This is a genomic window from Pseudomonas sp. MD330_10, from assembly GCF_042610415.1.
Taxonomy (GTDB): Bacteria; Pseudomonadota; Gammaproteobacteria; order Pseudomonadales; family Pseudomonadaceae; genus Aquipseudomonas; species Aquipseudomonas rhodesiae.
This window is the reverse complement of the sequence record NZ_JBHGZU010000001.1, coordinates 404,266-418,658: the sequence shown is the minus strand read 5'-3', so window position 1 is coordinate 418,658 and position 14,393 is coordinate 404,266. Positions and strand designations below refer to the sequence as shown.

Here is a 14,393-nt window from a genome sequence, read left to right as displayed (position 1 = left end):
CATCCTACCTGCTCTGAAGGCGGCTGGCAGCTTAATTGGCCGTCAGCCCCCGTGACTTGAGTGAACGGAACAGCGGCTCCAGGAAGGCTTCGATGTGCCGCGCCCCAACCTCAGAAAGATGGTTATCGTCGGTATACAGCGCTTGCCCATTGAGTTCGACCCGGCACAAACCGTCGGCACCGCATAGCAAAGGCGCCGGATCCAAGACCGTTACGCCGCTATCGGCCGCCGCCAACTCGTCGAACACCTGGGTAATGAAGGCCTGGCGCTTCACATGCTCGGCTACGGGAAGCCCCTCGCCGTCCACCGGCCGGTTCATCATCGCCAGTCGACTGAGGCGATAAGGCACGATGATTTCCTGCAAAGGAACCTCCTTGACCAGCCACACGCGATGTCCGGCAGCGCGCAATTGCTTTACACGCTGGCGCAGGCCCTCAGCGAACCGTTGTTCGGCCACGGCACGCACATACTTGCCTGTGCTCGGGTCCTTGAGCGCATGCTCTTTGTCACCGGACATTTGTCCGTAGACATATAGACTCCAGCGAGCCGCCAGCACCACATCGCTGAAGGTCTGCTCAGCCATGGCCTTCTCGACCCGGTGGTTGAAATGCGCACAACGGGCAATATTCTCCAGACCATCCAACGGTATGCAGCCAGCAAAACTGGCCCCTACCAGGCTGATGTCGTGCCGATCAGCACCGTCCTTGAGTGCAGGAATCAATGCAGTCGCATGGCTGTCGCCCCACACCAGCGCTGACATGGAGCGACCGGTCGGACCGAAATGGCAGAACAGCCGCTCATCGGGCGTGTCTTTATCGGCCATGCACGCCAATAAATCCGGGCTCCACTTCTTGGCCTGGGCGTAACGCAGCGCCTGTTCGGATAACCGCGAGGGCACGCCGTCGGCTTTGCGGATGGCCAGGCCGGTAAAACCGAGACATAAGATGCCGATCAGCGCACTCGCCAGAATCGCCTGGCGTCCGGCCAGCAAGCGCTTCTCACGGAATGGCGTTTCAATGAAGCGCCAGGAAAGGTAGCCCAGGATCAGCGAGAGCAGCATCAACCCGGCCAATTCCAGCGCACTCAAACCATCTACCGCTGCGTAATTGGCATACACGAAGACCGGCCAATGCCACAGGTACCAGGAATAGGAGATCAGCCCGATGCCCACCATCACCCGAGAACTCAACAGACGGGAAACCCAGGTGTGTTGCTGCCCATTGGCCCAGATCAAACCGACAACCCCCAACACCGGCAGCAATGCCGTGGGTCCAGGGAATGGCGTGGTCGCGTCGTAGCCCAGCACCGCGATCAGTATCAGCGCCATAGACCCCAGACTGACGCCCTGCGCCAGGGCAGCAGGCGCACGCCAGTCACGCTTGGGCATCACGGCCAACATGGCGCCGGCCAGCAACTCCCAGGCGCGCAGGTGCAACAGGAAGAATGCCTTTTGTGGTTGATGTTCGACCGCCCAGACACTCATGCCAAACGATGCCAACAACACCGCAAACAACGCCAGGCGCCAGTGCTTCAAACGGCTGGAGAGCGATATCAGCAGCAGCGGGAAGACAATGTAAAACTGTTCTTCTACCGCCAACGACCAGGTGTGCAGCAAGGGCTTGATGTCAGAGGCGGAGTCGAAATAACCATGCTGACGCGAAAACAACAGGTTGGACGTAAACGTCACTTGATAATGCGCCGACCGCCCAAGATCCTTGTAATCCTTGGGCGCCAACAGAAACCATCCCACTACCAGTGTGACCGCAATCATCACAAACAACGCCGGCAGGATGCGCCGCGCGCGCCGAGCCCAGAAATCGATAAAACTGAAGCGGCCGGCCTGGCGTTCACGCCAGATAATCGAAGTGATCAGGAAGCCGGAGATGACGAAAAACACATCAACGCCAACAAAACCGCCGGTAATGCCAGGAACTCCGAAGTGAAACAACACAACAGCAAGGACAGCGATAGCACGCAGGCCATCGATGTCTCTGCGGTAAGCAAGAATGGTCATAAGAAATCTGGTCAGTCTGTGACGAAAGGGGTAAGCGTAGTCGCGCGTACAATTTTTGTTACTTAACGGACACTTATGCCATAAAAATTGCTGCATCACGACGCAAAAAAATGGCGCCCTAGTCGGGCGCCATTTTTTCGAAGCGGAAGCGTCGTATTACTTGCGCTTCATCGACAAGAAGAACTCATCGTTGGTCTTGGTGGTTTTCAGTTTATCCACCAGGAACTCGATGGCCGCAACTTCGTCCATCGGGTGCAGCAGCTTGCGCAGGATCCACATACGCTGCAGCTCGTCGTCGGCGGTCAGCAACTCTTCGCGGCGGGTGCCGGAACGGTTGATGTTGATGGCCGGGAAGACGCGTTTTTCCGCGATACGACGGTCCAGAGGCAGTTCCATGTTGCCGGTACCCTTGAACTCTTCGTAGATCACTTCGTCCATCTTCGAGCCGGTCTCAACCAGCGCGGTGGCGATAATGGTCAGCGAGCCGCCTTCTTCGATGTTCCGCGCGGCGCCGAAGAAACGCTTGGGTTTCTCCAGGGCGTGGGCATCGACACCACCGGTCAATACCTTGCCGGAGCTAGGGATGACGGTGTTGTAGGCACGGGCCAGACGGGTGATGGAGTCGAGCAGGATCACAACGTCTTTCTTGTGTTCGACCAGGCGCTTGGCCTTCTCGATCACCATCTCGGCAACCTGCACGTGGCGGGTTGGCGGCTCATCGAACGTGGAGGCAACCACTTCGCCGCGCACGGTGCGCTGCATCTCGGTCACTTCTTCCGGACGCTCATCGATCAGCAATACGATCAGATGAACTTCAGGATTGTTACGTGCGATGTTCGCTGCAATGTTCTGCAGCATGATGGTCTTACCGGCTTTCGGCGGCGCAACGATCAAGCCACGCTGGCCCTTACCGATCGGCGCGCACAGGTCGATCACGCGGCCGGTCAAGTCTTCGGTGGAACCGTTACCGGCCTCCATCTTCATGCGCACGGTCGGGAACAGCGGCGTCAGGTTCTCGAAGAGAATCTTGTTTTTCGCGTTCTCAGGACGATCGAAGTTGATCGTGTCGACCTTGAGCAGGGCGAAATACCGCTCGCCTTCCTTCGGAGGACGGATCTTGCCCACGATGGTGTCACCGGTGCGCAAGTTGAAGCGGCGGATCTGGCTCGGCGAGACATAAATATCGTCTGGGCCGGCGAGGTAGGAAGCGTCTGCAGAGCGGAGGAAGCCGAAGCCGTCCTGGAGAATCTCCAGCACGCCATCACCGGAGATTTCCTCGCCGCTTTTCGCGTGCTTTTTCAGCAGGGAGAAAATCACGTCCTGCTTGCGCGAACGGGCCATATTTTCTATGCCCATTTCTTCGGCCAATTGGAGCAGGTCGGTAATCGGCTTTTGCTTGAGTTCAGTCAGATTCATATAGGAATGACGTAATCATTTATGGAGGGGGAAATTAAGCTTTTGGCTTAATGAGGCCGCGCCGCGGAGAAGGCGACAGGATCGCGTACTAATCGAAAAGGAGTGCGTCGGCGACGGCTTGCAGGGGGCAGTGGAGAAACCAGTGCGGGGCCGAATGTAACACCTGAATTTCGGAGCGTCTAGCCCTGTTTTACGAAAAAGCCCCGCGATTTGCGGGGCTTTTTTGACGACGCTTAGATGTTCGCGTCGATGAATGCAGCCAACTGCGACTTCGACAATGCGCCCACTTTGGTCGCTTCAACGTTGCCGTTCTTGAACAGCATCAGCGTAGGAATACCACGTACGCCGTGTTTGGCAGGCGTTTCCTGGTTGTCGTCGATGTTGAGCTTGGCAACGGTCAGCTTGCCTTCGTAGGTGGTTGCAATGTCGTCCAGAACCGGAGCGATCATTTTGCAAGGGCCGCACCACTCAGCCCAGTAGTCAACCAGCACCGGGCCTTGAGCCTTGAGTACTTCGGCCTCAAAGGTCGCGTCCGTGACGTGCTTGATAAGATCGTTGCTCATGGATGTCTCCGGATTGTAAGCAAAAAAAACGTTGCCCATCATAGCCGCCCTTCCCCCGTTCAGGAAGCCGCCTCTGATTGAGTCTCGCTATGGCGATCAATGAGTTTGGATATTGCCTTATTCAGGGGGTGGCAGGGGTCAGGAACGCGATGCCGGTACGTAACGCCGCGTTGCGTACGTGCTGCTGCATGGTTTTCTGCGCCGCTGCACTGTTGCGTTGAGCCAGGGCGCGGAGGATCTTGCGATGCTCTTGCCAGGTTTCCATGGCCCGCTCCGGCCGGATGAACGGTAGTTTCTGACTCTCCAGAAACACCTCGGCGCTGGCACTGAGGATGCTGACCATCGCTCGGTTACCGCTGGCGAGGAGAATGCGCTGGTGAAATTCAAAGTCCAGCCGCGCAGCCGCTTCGAAATCACCGGCCTTGAGCACGTGACGCATTGCCTCGACGTTGTCTTCCAGGCTGTCTAACGCCTCGATGGTCAGCGTGACCGCCGCCAACCCCGCGGCAAAGCCCTCCAAGGCATAGCGCAACTGAAAAATCTCCAACGGCGTGGCCTGCGCCGCGAAAGGCCAGGCAAAACCCGCCGGCGGCTCCTGCGCGGTTTGCACGAACACACCTTTACCCGGTTGCACACTGACCACACCCAGAGCGCTCAGGGACGACAACGCTTCGCGCAATGACGCCCGACTCACGCCCAGTTGCACGGCCAACTCACGCTGAGACGGCAGGGCATCGCCTGGGCCGAAGCCCTGCTCCTTGATCAGTTTGCGGATGGCCTGCAACGCCGCCTCCGGTACCGCTTGGGCGATGGAATTCATAAAAAACTCAAGGTTTCAGTCAACTGAGCGGCTAGTTGTAAAGCTATTCGCAGTCGGCGGCAAGTCACGCCCTAAAGGCGCTCGCGAGGTTTTAGCGGCGCTCGAAAAGGGTGCAAAAAACTTACTTACTGTTCAGACCAGTAAGACCAATACACGCCAGTAAAACCCAGCCTTGCAGCGCAATCGGCCACGACTGGCATGGGCTGTGCACTGACCACTGACAGAACATTCCTTCGCCTTTCTCGGAGAGTTGCCATGACCAAGCGCTACAGCGCCCTGCTGACTGCCCTGTTTGCCAGTCTGATGCTGAGTCACACACCCGCACAGGCCAACGGGCTGGACGATATCGTGGCCCGTGGCACTTTAAAGGTTGCCGTGCCGCAGGATTTCCCGCCGTTCGGCTCGGTCGGCCCGGACATGAAGCCCCGTGGCCTGGACATCGACACCGCCAAGCTGCTGGCCGACCAGCTCAAGGTCAAGCTGGAGCTGACCCCCGTCAACAGCACCAACCGTATCCCCTTCCTCACCACCGGCAAAGTCGATCTGGTGATCTCTAGCCTGGGTAAAAATCCCGAGCGCGAGAAGGTCATCGACTTTTCCAAGGCCTACGCGCCCTTTTACCTCGCCGTGTTCGGCCCGCCCGAGGCCGCCATCGCCAGCACCGACGACCTCAAGGGCAAAACCATCAGCGTGACCCGTGGCGCCATCGAAGACATCGAGCTGACCGCCGTGGCGCCCAAAGAAGCCACGATCAAGCGCTTCGAAGACAACAACTCGACGATCGCCGCCTACCTGGCCGGCCAAGTCGACCTGATCGCCAGCGGCAACGTGGTGATGGTGGCGATCAGCGAGCGCAACCCCAAACGCGTACCGGCGCTGAAAGTGAAACTCAAGGACTCGCCGGTGTACGTGGGCGTGAATAAAAACGAGCCGGCGCTGCTGGAGAAGGTCAATCAGATCCTGGTCGCGGCCAAGGCTGACGGCAGCCTGGAGAAGAACGCGATGCAATGGCTGAAAGAGCCGCTGCCCGCCGATCTGTGAAGCCACGGAGCTGACTGATGGCGTATCAATTTGACTTTGTTCCGGTGCTGGCCAACACCGACCTGTTGTTGCGGGGCGCGCTATTTACCCTGGAATTGACGGCTATCGGCGCGATCCTCGGCGTCGCCCTGGGCACCGTCGGTGCAGTAGTGCGTGCCTGGAAAATCCAGCCTTTGGCCTGGTGCTTTGGGGTCTATGTCGAGTTGATCCGCAATACGCCATTCCTGGTGCAGCTGTTCTTCATCTTCTTCGGCCTGCCGTCGTTGGGGCTGAAAATCACCGAATGGCAAGCCGCCGTACTGGCGATGGTGATCAACCTGGGGGCTTATTCCACGGAGATCATCCGCGCGGGCATCCAGGCCGTTCCTCGCGGGCAACTGGAAGCCGCCGCCGCACTGGCGATGACACGCTTCGAAGCCTTCCGTCATGTGGTGCTGCTGCCAGCGCTGGGCAAGGTGTGGCCAGCCCTGAGCAGCCAGATCATCATCGTGATGCTGGGGTCGGCGGTGTGTTCGCAGATCGCCACCGAAGAATTGAGTTTCGCCGCCAACTTCATCCAATCCCGCAATTTCCGCGCTTTTGAAACGTATGCCCTCACCACGCTGGTGTACTTGTGCATGGCGCTGATGATTCGCCAGTTGCTCAATTGGATCGGCCGTCGCTTTGTGATGAGGAATAGCCAATGAGTGATTTTTCATTCTGGGACATTGTGCGCAACCTGCTTACGGGCCTGCAGTGGACGTTGCTGCTGTCGCTGGTGGCATTTATCGGCGGAGGCCTGATCGGTTTGTTGGTGATGACTCTGCGCATCAGCAGTAAGGCATTTCCACGCAATGTTGCGCGCACCTATATAGAGCTGTTCCAGGGCACACCGCTGTTGATGCAGTTGTTCCTGGTGTTTTTCGGCATCGCGCTGCTCGGCGTGGATATTTCGCCCTGGCTGGCGGCGGCGATCGCCCTGACTTTGTTTACCAGTGCCTACCTCGCCGAGATCTGGCGCGGCTGCGTCGAGTCAATCGCTCATGGGCAGTGGGAAGCCTCCGCCAGCCTGGCACTCAACCCGCTTGAGCAACTGCGTTATGTGATCCTGCCTCAGGCCCTGCGCATTGCCGTGGCGCCGACCGTGGGGTTCTCGGTACAGGTCGTAAAAGGCACCGCCGTCACCTCGATTATCGGCTTCACCGAACTGACCAAGACCGGCGGCATGCTCGCCAATGCCACGTTCGAGCCCTTTATGGTCTACGGCCTGGTGGCCCTTGGTTACTTTTTGCTCTGCTACCCCTTGTCCCTCAGTGCGCGCTACCTGGAAAGGAGACTGCATGCCTCTGCTTAGAATTTCGGCCCTGCATAAGTATTACGGCGACCATCATGTCCTCAAAGGCATCGACCTCACGGTTGAAGAAGGCCAGGTGGTGGCGATCATCGGTCGCAGCGGCTCGGGCAAATCCACCTTGCTGCGCACCCTCAATGGCCTGGAGTCGATCAACGATGGGGTGATCGAGGTCGACGGAGAGTACCTCGACGCCGCACGCGCCGACCTGCGCAGCCTGCGGCAGAAAGTCGGGATGGTGTTCCAACAGTTCAACCTGTTCCCGCACCTGACCGTGGGCGAAAACGTCATGCTCGCGCCCCAAGTGGTGCAGAAAGTGCCCAAGGCCAAGGCCGCCCAACTGGCTCGGCAAATGTTGGAGCGCGTTGGGCTGGGTGAAAAATTCGACGCCTTCCCCGATCGTCTGTCCGGCGGCCAGCAACAACGGGTCGCCATTGCTCGCGCCCTGGCCATGTCGCCCAAGGTGCTGTTGTGTGACGAAATCACCTCGGCCCTGGATCCGGAACTGGTCAACGAGGTACTCAGCGTGGTGCGCCAGTTGGCCAAGGACGGAATGACGCTGATCATGGTGACCCACGAAATGCGCTTCGCCCGGGAGGTCGGTGATAAATTGGTCTTCATGCACCAGGGAAAGGTGCATGAAGTGGGCGATCCCAAGGTGTTATTCGCCAACCCACGTACCCCCGAGTTCGCGAACTTTATCGGCTCAGTGGAGCAGTCGGGCTGACCAGCTCGAAACGGCCCCTCCCCTCCAGCACCGCGTGATCGCGCACCTGCAAGGCGTCGGAGGGCAGTTCGGTGTCGATTTGCACCTGGGCGGTCAAGCGCTTGCCAGCCGCCCTGGTGAACAGTACCTGCCCTGGCAATAGCTGCCCGCCAACGGGTTCACCGGCAAGCTGTACCGGCGCCCACTCGACAGCATGCCCATCCATCTGGGCCTGCTTGAGTGTCAGACGGAAGTGCCCCTGACGGCCAAACCGGAAACTTTGCCCATCGGCAGCTCCGGCAAATCGCAGCGCGATGGTCGCAGGCTCCATACACAGCACGCTCAAGTGCAGCATGCGCGTCCCCAGTGCGAGGGTGGGGCTGTGTACCAGCGGCGCACTGCGAATGACCCCATAGTCGACCGTCGGCTGGCTCACGGACAACCGGCAGTTCTGCGCCTGTACAGCCTCGCTCATCATCACCGTGCACAACAGTACGAGGCCCAGTTTCTTCAGCTTAACGGCCATGGCACACCGCCGATGTTGTCTCGTAGAACGTGTCATTGTCGGGCTGGGTCTCGGGAGTAAGCCTGAGCTGGCAAGTAGAAGAATCCGACAAAGAAACCCGCAACGCCTGGGAGTCGTTCATGTCGTTCAGGAAAATCATGCCGTCACCCACCACGCTGGTCAGGAAACGGTTGTTCTTATCGAACACCGAAGCACCCTGAGGCAATGGTCGGCCCTGTTCATCGGTGCCGGTGACCAGCACTCGGCGCACTTTCACCACATCGAACGTCACGTTGTTCACCGACCCGCGAGCGGCAGCGAGGGTGTGCGTGCCGTTCTTCAGGTCCACGCGTTTGGGCAAGGACTGGGTCTGTACTTCGATACGACTGTCGGTATAGGCCGGCAAACCGGGGATCACTGCCTGCCCGCTGAAATCGGTCCATACCGGGCCGTGCGGGGTACTGATTTTGGCGGCGCCGATATCACCCACCGAGACAATGCCAAAGGTGTCCTGCACGGCATACGGCGAGAACGTCAAACCGCCTCCGTGGGCCACGACGCCGCCGCGCAACTGCCCGGAATAATCGGTGCCCTGGGGGTTGCGACTGACCCCCATGCCCACTCGGGTGTAGCGTGGCATCAGGTCCAACTGACCGCGCAACGTTTGCTCCCGCGCACTGAGGTCACGCTCGACGCCCACTTCGTAGTTCACGTAGTCATTGACCCGCTCCGTAAGGGCGGCGCCAGCCCGCGCGCGGTCCCCACGCCGACTGATATAGCTGTTGACTCGACGATCACCGCCCAGGGGCACGGTCACCTGCAAGCGCACCGACAGATCATCGTCGAACGCCGAATCACGCCGGCTACCGCCCTGGGTAACGTCATGCCGTTTGCGGGTGCCACCCACCTGCGAATCGGCGATCAAGGTGACGTCGGCATGGCTGAATGAGCGGTTCCATGAGGCGAACAGATGCTCGGTGGTGTGCCCGTCGAATGAGTTGCTGCGCGTATAGCCCAAAGAGAATGCCCCCAGCGCGGGGTCGATCCAGCTCACTCCGGCGGTGTATTGATGCTTGAAACGAGAATCCAATTCATCGGTCTTGGACGAGCGACCCGCCTCAAGCACTTCGCGATAACCGCGCGTCTGGGTGGTAGCGCTGAGGCTCAGGTCCATATCGGCGGACACCGGGCTGCTCACGCTTAGGCTGCTGCGTGAACCGGACACCGCATTAAGACTGTCTCGGGAAAGGTTATGGCGAGCACCCACGTTCACGCGTTGGAAAAACACGCTGCTCAGCGTGCCTCCGGCCGCCCAGTAGTCATCGGTACTCAACAGGCCAAAGCCGGCGGATGAGTCGCGCCCCAGGCCCCAGGTGCCACTGCCCATGGCGACGATGGGTGACGGCGCATCTTCATAGGTGTTCTCACGCACCTTGCCCAAAGCGAAGTAATAGCCGGGTGACGCGGGAGCAGCACCGGCAAACGAAGCCGCTGGCACCACAAAACTGCGCGTGCCTCCTCGCACATCGATCACGCTGACTTCCAGGTCGCTGGTGCCATTGAGCAGCGGCAACCCGGTCAACCGAAAAGGCCCTTCGGGCACCAGCGTGCTATGGATCAAGGCACCCGACTGACGCACTTCGATCCTCGACTGGTTCTGGGCCAGCCCCTCAACCACGGCATTGTTGCTGCCCGCCGGCACACGGGATTGGCCGTCGGGAAAGAACTGCACACCGGACAGCTGGAGGCCACCGAAATGCGGGTTATTGCTGGACAACTGGCCGACCTGGAAGGTCGATTGCAACGCGCCGATATCCCGCTGGGCATAGGCATTCAAATGTTCGGTGCGGGCCTCGCCATTGTCGGACACATAATATTGGCGGCTGCGAACGATCCAATCTCCGAGATTGAACCCCGCCTCGGTATAAGCCGATACGAACCGGCTCGCACCGCTGCGCGAATGGCTATCGAACCCCTGCACGTCATAGTTGAACAACGCCGCCGCCCCGCCCCGGGCAAAGTGCCCAGCCTCCCATTGCGGCTCGCGCAGTGCCTGCGTCGGCACCACCAGCGCGACCTCATCGTTACCGGGCCGCAGCCGCACCATCGTATTAGGGAAAGCCCCCAGGAAGTCATGACAGGCCTGAGTCGCATCAGCCGTCTCTTGGATAATGCCACTCGGTTTGACCAACCCGGCCTTATCGAGCAGCCCGGCGGTAAAACACAGTTGCCCATGCGCATCGAACCGCGCCTCCACCAACCCGAGCGGGTTGCCATTGAGCCGCAACCCGACCACATGCACACCCTCACGAAAACGCGGGGCCGTGCGGAAATAGTCGGAGACCTTCGGATCAATACCGTGGGCAGTCAGCGCCGCCAGGTCAAACCCCTCTCCCAACTCCAGGGCGGGCAGCACACCAGGCAAGCTCCACAACGTTGCAACCCCCATGAGCAGCGTGGGCCGACAGGGCCAGAGCGACGCCAGAACTCGGTTACTCGACAGATTTATCATGAGTCGATCAACCCTCGCCGGCATTGATCGAAGCTCGGTAGTTGTCTGCGGAGAAACCGTAGACAGTGGCGGGCTGAATCTCTACAGCAGCCACCCCCTCCAGAGCGCCTTCGACGCTCAATGTCAGCGCCTCCCCCGGCAAAATGTAGGTTCGGGGCAATGTTGCCAGGGCCTTCTGTGGTAGCAGCAGTACCTCCGGCGCCAGACGCACGACATAGGCGCTGTCGTTATGAACGCTGAGGCCCTCGCCCACACGCTTCCACTTCAACAGCTCCCAGGGGCTGTGATGCAGAGGAAGGCCCCGCGGATGCAGGATCAGCGGCAAGTTCTGCCGCAAGGTGATACCGATGGTCGCACGGCCTGGCGCACGGGCCTGGGGGATGCCCTCGAAGGACACGCGTTTCAATCGCTGGGTTTTCAGCGGCTCCTTCAAGGTGCCGATGAAGCGCACCAACTGGGTTTCGCCCGCCTCCACTCGCGTAATGGGCGGCGTCACGATTAAAAGCGGCTCCACATCTTCCGGTACGTTTTCGATAACCGAGTGAAGCAACGCCGGCGTCGCGTCAGTATTTTTGATAGATATCGTCGCTTCGCCCTGGTCTTCATAAAACACAACCACGGTTGTTTCCGGCAACATTCCATCCGCCATTACAGCACCGGCAAACCACACACAAAAACTGGCACATAACACACGTGCACTATTTATTACTGAAAGACTAAGCATTCAGTGTTCCCCACGCCTTTAAGTTGACCCTTGATAGCTAAGCGCTCCTATTAAAACAGCCGATCGGAAACAAGGGAGTTCTGATCGGCCGTAAATAAGTCGCTTAGATGTAGCTCAACTCAAGCGTCGCACGCCCATCCAGAACCGTATCGCGCGACAGGTCCAGGTCCTGGCCCCGATTAATAACGGCGCGCACTTCGAGGGTGCCGGTCAGTTGACTGATCGCGGCTGGGGTGACAGCCGTGGTGTTGCGCCAGGAATACTGACTAGGCGCCTGGGCCACTTTGCCATCCGAGTTTTGCCAGGCGCCGGTGCCGACACGCACGATAGGAAACAGCGTGGTGGTGGACGAACGCAGGTCTTTGAGGGTGATGGCGAAACCACCGGTCCTGCGGCCGCCAACGGCACCCAGGCCATAGTTATGGGCTTCGGTATAGCCGGCCCCCAACGCATTGAGGATGCCAGGCACCTTGCTGGCGCCCTGCAGGTCGACGAACTTCAATCCGAACTTGGCTGGGGTAGTGCCGCAGTTGATGCTCAGAGGAGCGGTCTTGGGCAGCAATGGGTTGAACGCAGTTGGCAGCAATTGGCCGGAAGGGATTGTGCCGTAGTCGACGATGCCACCACCGGTCATGCTGAGGTTGCAGGCGGCAGGTTTGATCGTGCCCCTGACGATCAGCTCGGCGCTGCTGGAAGCGTGGGCGTTGATGGCCGCAGCCAGGCAAGCGATACCGAAAGTCAATCCAACAATCTTTTTCATAAGGGTCCTGTCACTGAAAGTTATCAGGCGCATTTATTTATTGTTCCTTACGGCAACCATAAATAAATAACACCACGGCACTATTGCCGAGTGACAGTCTGTCTCCTTAGTACCTAACTAAAAAATGAGACAACACATCAGTTAGTGTGGGAGCGATAAAAATATATTGTCAGCCAAGCGTGAACCTAGAGTAGGCCTCAACAAAAAAAGGAATGAAATATCGACATGAAAGGTGTAGGCAGAATCATAATTCGTACTACCACAGATAAAAGTTATAACTTCCTACAAGAACACACGAGGGCGCTACAGAGGTCGAGAACGACAACCTACCTTTCCTACAGCTAATTCTTATGGGCAACCTCGGCGCAATTCCCGAAGCACTACGCGTTGGCGTCAGCGGTCGATCGTGGCACGATGGCGAGGTTATCGACCGAGACCCCCAAACCATGCCGCAATCCCAAGCCAAGAATCTGTCCCTGATCGCCGCCATCGACCTGGGCTCCAACAGCTTTCACATGGTCGTGGCCAAGGCCCAGAACGGTGAGATCCGCATCCTTGAGCGGCTCGGCGAAAAGGTGCAACTGGCCGCCGGAATCGACGACGAGCGTCAGCTCAATGAAGAATCCATGCAGCGCGGGCTCGATTGCCTCAAGCGTTTCGCTCAATTGATCAACGGTATGCCCCTGGGCGCCGTTCGAATCGTCGGTACCAACGCCCTGCGCGAAGCGCGCAACCGTGGCGAATTCATCCGCCGCGCCGAAGAAATCCTCGGCCACCCCGTGGAAGTCATCTCAGGCCGTGAGGAAGCACGCCTGATCTACCTCGGCGTGTCACATACGCTGGCCGATACCCCCGGCAAACGCCTGGTGGCGGACATCGGTGGCGGCAGTACCGAGTTCATCATTGGCCAGCGTTTCGAGCCGCTGCTGCGCGAAAGCCTGCAGATGGGCTGCGTCAGCTACACCCAGCGTTATTTCAAGGACGGCAAGATCACCCCGGCGCGCTACGCCCAGGCCTATACGGCCGCGCGGCTGGAGATCATGAGCATCGAACACGCCCTGCACCGCTTGACTTGGGATGAAGCCATCGGTTCGTCCGGCACCATCCGCGCCATCGGCCTGGCCCTCAAAGCGGGCGGGCACGGCACCGGTGAGGTCAACGCCGAAGGTCTGGCGTGGCTCAAGCGCAAACTGTTCAAGCTGGGGGATGCCGAAAAAATCGACTTCGACGGCATCAAACCTGATCGACGCACGATCTTCCCCGCCGGCCTGGCGATTCTCGAAGCGATTTTTGACGCCCTCGAACTGCAACGCATGGACCACTGCGATGGCGCCCTGCGTGAAGGCGTGCTGTATGACCTGCTGGGCCGTCACCACCATGAAGACGTGCGTGAGCGCACGCTCAGCTCATTGATGGAGCGTTATCACGTCGACCTGGAGCAAGCGGCCCGCGTTGAACGCAAGGCGCTGCATGCCTTCGACCAAGTGGCCGAGGACTGGGGCCTGGAAGACGGCGTCTGGCGCGAACTGCTGGGCTGGGCGGCCAAGGTGCATGAAGTGGGCCTGGACATCGCTCACTACCACTACCACAAGCATGGCGCTTACCTGATCGAGCATTCGGACCTGGCCGGTTTCTCCCGGGAAGACCAACAGATGCTCGCGCTGCTGGTGCGCGGCCATCGCCGTAATATCCCCAAGGACAAATTCGCGGAATTTGGTGACGACGGCATCAAACTGATTCGCCTGTGTGTGCTGCTGCGTTTTGCGATCCTGTTCCACCACATCCGTGGCACGCAGGAGATGCCCCAGGTCAAACTGCGGGCCGATGGCGACAGCCTGGAAGTGATGTTCCCCAAAGGCTGGCTGGAAGAAAACCAGCTGACCCAGGCGGATTTTGCCCAGGAAGCGGAATGGTTGACGCGGGTGGGGATCAGTCTGAACCTGCGCTAGAGAACACCGAAAACAAATATGGGAGGGGGCTTGCCCCCGATGAGGGAGTGGCA

The 14,393-nt window shown here is 59.2% G+C and carries 13 protein-coding genes; 5 read left to right on the top strand and 8 right to left on the bottom strand.

Translation table 11 applies throughout. The annotated features are described in order from the left end of the window. Positions 1-31: 31 nt before the first annotated feature. The 4 genes from ACFZPT_RS01915 to ACFZPT_RS01900 all read right to left on the bottom strand — a co-directional run bounded on the left by ACFZPT_RS01915 (position 32) and on the right by ACFZPT_RS01900 (position 4,813). Entirely contained in the window at positions 32-2,014 is a 1,983-nt protein-coding gene (locus ACFZPT_RS01915) for an acyltransferase family protein (RefSeq protein WP_034115423.1), read from the bottom strand. 156 nt (positions 2,015-2,170) lie between these two features. Beyond that, on the bottom strand, positions 2,171-3,430 hold the full coding sequence (gene rho, locus ACFZPT_RS01910) for a transcription termination factor Rho (protein ID WP_016973082.1): 1,260 nt from the start codon (positions 3,428-3,430) through the stop codon (positions 2,171-2,173). A 233-nt stretch (positions 3,431-3,663) separates the two neighbouring features. Then, positions 3,664-3,993 (bottom strand): thioredoxin TrxA, encoded by a 330-nt coding sequence (gene trxA / locus ACFZPT_RS01905; protein WP_034101399.1) that lies wholly within the window; start codon positions 3,991-3,993, stop codon positions 3,664-3,666. 121 nt (positions 3,994-4,114) lie between these two features. Then, positions 4,115-4,813 (bottom strand): FadR/GntR family transcriptional regulator, encoded by a 699-nt coding sequence (locus ACFZPT_RS01900; protein ID WP_034115424.1) that lies wholly within the window; start codon positions 4,811-4,813, stop codon positions 4,115-4,117. Between the two features lie 255 nt (positions 4,814-5,068). On the opposite strand from ACFZPT_RS01900, the gene ACFZPT_RS01895 reads away from it, so the two are divergent. The 4 genes from ACFZPT_RS01895 to ACFZPT_RS01880 are packed head-to-tail and all read left to right on the top strand — an operon-like array spanning position 5,069 to position 7,911. Further along, positions 5,069-5,854: a transporter substrate-binding domain-containing protein gene (locus ACFZPT_RS01895; protein WP_034101401.1), complete on the top strand. Its 786-nt coding sequence runs from the start codon at positions 5,069-5,071 to the stop codon at positions 5,852-5,854. Between the two features lie 17 nt (positions 5,855-5,871). Next, a complete protein-coding gene (locus tag ACFZPT_RS01890; RefSeq protein WP_034101402.1) occupies positions 5,872-6,540 on the top strand; it encodes an amino acid ABC transporter permease in 669 nt (222 codons plus the stop codon). Continuing rightward, positions 6,537-7,187, top strand: coding sequence for an amino acid ABC transporter permease (locus ACFZPT_RS01885; protein ID WP_034115425.1), 651 nt, complete (start codon positions 6,537-6,539; stop codon positions 7,185-7,187). The genes ACFZPT_RS01890 and ACFZPT_RS01885 overlap by 4 nt, the downstream gene beginning before the upstream one ends. After that, on the top strand, positions 7,174-7,911 hold the full coding sequence (locus tag ACFZPT_RS01880; protein WP_034101404.1) for an amino acid ABC transporter ATP-binding protein: 738 nt from the start codon (positions 7,174-7,176) through the stop codon (positions 7,909-7,911). Before ACFZPT_RS01885 ends, ACFZPT_RS01880 begins: the two co-directional genes overlap by 14 nt. On the opposite strand, the gene ACFZPT_RS01875 is transcribed toward ACFZPT_RS01880, so the two are convergent. From ACFZPT_RS01875 to ACFZPT_RS01860, 4 genes are all read right to left on the bottom strand, one after another. Beyond that, positions 7,883-8,416: a hypothetical protein gene (locus tag ACFZPT_RS01875; protein WP_034115426.1), complete on the bottom strand. Its 534-nt coding sequence runs from the start codon at positions 8,414-8,416 to the stop codon at positions 7,883-7,885. The two genes, ACFZPT_RS01880 and ACFZPT_RS01875, sit on opposite strands and share 29 nt — an antisense overlap. Further along, on the bottom strand, positions 8,406-10,907 hold the full coding sequence (locus ACFZPT_RS01870) for a fimbria/pilus outer membrane usher protein (protein WP_080758802.1): 2,502 nt from the start codon (positions 10,905-10,907) through the stop codon (positions 8,406-8,408). Before ACFZPT_RS01870 ends, ACFZPT_RS01875 begins: the two co-directional genes overlap by 11 nt. Before the next feature lie 7 nt (positions 10,908-10,914). Next, complete coding sequence (locus ACFZPT_RS01865) at positions 10,915-11,631, bottom strand: fimbria/pilus chaperone family protein (RefSeq protein WP_080758803.1); 717 nt, start codon at positions 11,629-11,631, stop codon at positions 10,915-10,917. Positions 11,632-11,734: 103 nt separating this feature from the next. Beyond that, positions 11,735-12,391, bottom strand: coding sequence for a DUF1120 domain-containing protein (locus ACFZPT_RS01860; RefSeq protein ID WP_034101408.1), 657 nt, complete (start codon positions 12,389-12,391; stop codon positions 11,735-11,737). Between the two features lie 446 nt (positions 12,392-12,837). Here ACFZPT_RS01860 and ppx point away from each other — a divergent pair, with 446 nt between their 5' ends. Continuing rightward, a complete protein-coding gene (gene ppx, locus ACFZPT_RS01855) occupies positions 12,838-14,340 on the top strand; it encodes an exopolyphosphatase (RefSeq protein ID WP_034101409.1) in 1,503 nt (500 codons plus the stop codon). Positions 14,341-14,393: the final 53 nt, after the last annotated feature.

What these genes read in the sequence shown, in the direction of transcription:
- ACFZPT_RS01915 (WP_034115423.1), bottom strand. Translation starts at nt 2,014, where the DNA reads ATGACCATTCTTGCTTACCGCAGAGACATCGATGGCCTGCGTGCTATC.
- rho (WP_016973082.1), bottom strand. Translation starts at nt 3,430, where the DNA reads ATGAATCTGACTGAACTCAAGCAAAAGCCGATTACCGACCTGCTCCAA.
- trxA (WP_034101399.1), bottom strand. Translation starts at nt 3,993, where the DNA reads ATGAGCAACGATCTTATCAAGCACGTCACGGACGCGACCTTTGAGGCC.
- ACFZPT_RS01900 (WP_034115424.1), bottom strand. Translation starts at nt 4,813, where the DNA reads ATGAATTCCATCGCCCAAGCGGTACCGGAGGCGGCGTTGCAGGCCATC.
- ACFZPT_RS01895 (WP_034101401.1), top strand. Translation starts at nt 5,069, where the DNA reads ATGACCAAGCGCTACAGCGCCCTGCTGACTGCCCTGTTTGCCAGTCTG.
- ACFZPT_RS01890 (WP_034101402.1), top strand. Translation starts at nt 5,872, where the DNA reads ATGGCGTATCAATTTGACTTTGTTCCGGTGCTGGCCAACACCGACCTG.
- ACFZPT_RS01885 (WP_034115425.1), top strand. Translation starts at nt 6,537, where the DNA reads ATGAGTGATTTTTCATTCTGGGACATTGTGCGCAACCTGCTTACGGGC.
- ACFZPT_RS01880 (WP_034101404.1), top strand. Translation starts at nt 7,174, where the DNA reads ATGCCTCTGCTTAGAATTTCGGCCCTGCATAAGTATTACGGCGACCAT.
- ACFZPT_RS01875 (WP_034115426.1), bottom strand. Translation starts at nt 8,416, where the DNA reads ATGGCCGTTAAGCTGAAGAAACTGGGCCTCGTACTGTTGTGCACGGTG.
- ACFZPT_RS01870 (WP_080758802.1), bottom strand. Translation starts at nt 10,907, where the DNA reads ATGATAAATCTGTCGAGTAACCGAGTTCTGGCGTCGCTCTGGCCCTGT.
- ACFZPT_RS01865 (WP_080758803.1), bottom strand. Translation starts at nt 11,631, where the DNA reads ATGCTTAGTCTTTCAGTAATAAATAGTGCACGTGTGTTATGTGCCAGT.
- ACFZPT_RS01860 (WP_034101408.1), bottom strand. Translation starts at nt 12,391, where the DNA reads ATGAAAAAGATTGTTGGATTGACTTTCGGTATCGCTTGCCTGGCTGCG.
- ppx (WP_034101409.1), top strand. Translation starts at nt 12,838, where the DNA reads ATGCCGCAATCCCAAGCCAAGAATCTGTCCCTGATCGCCGCCATCGAC.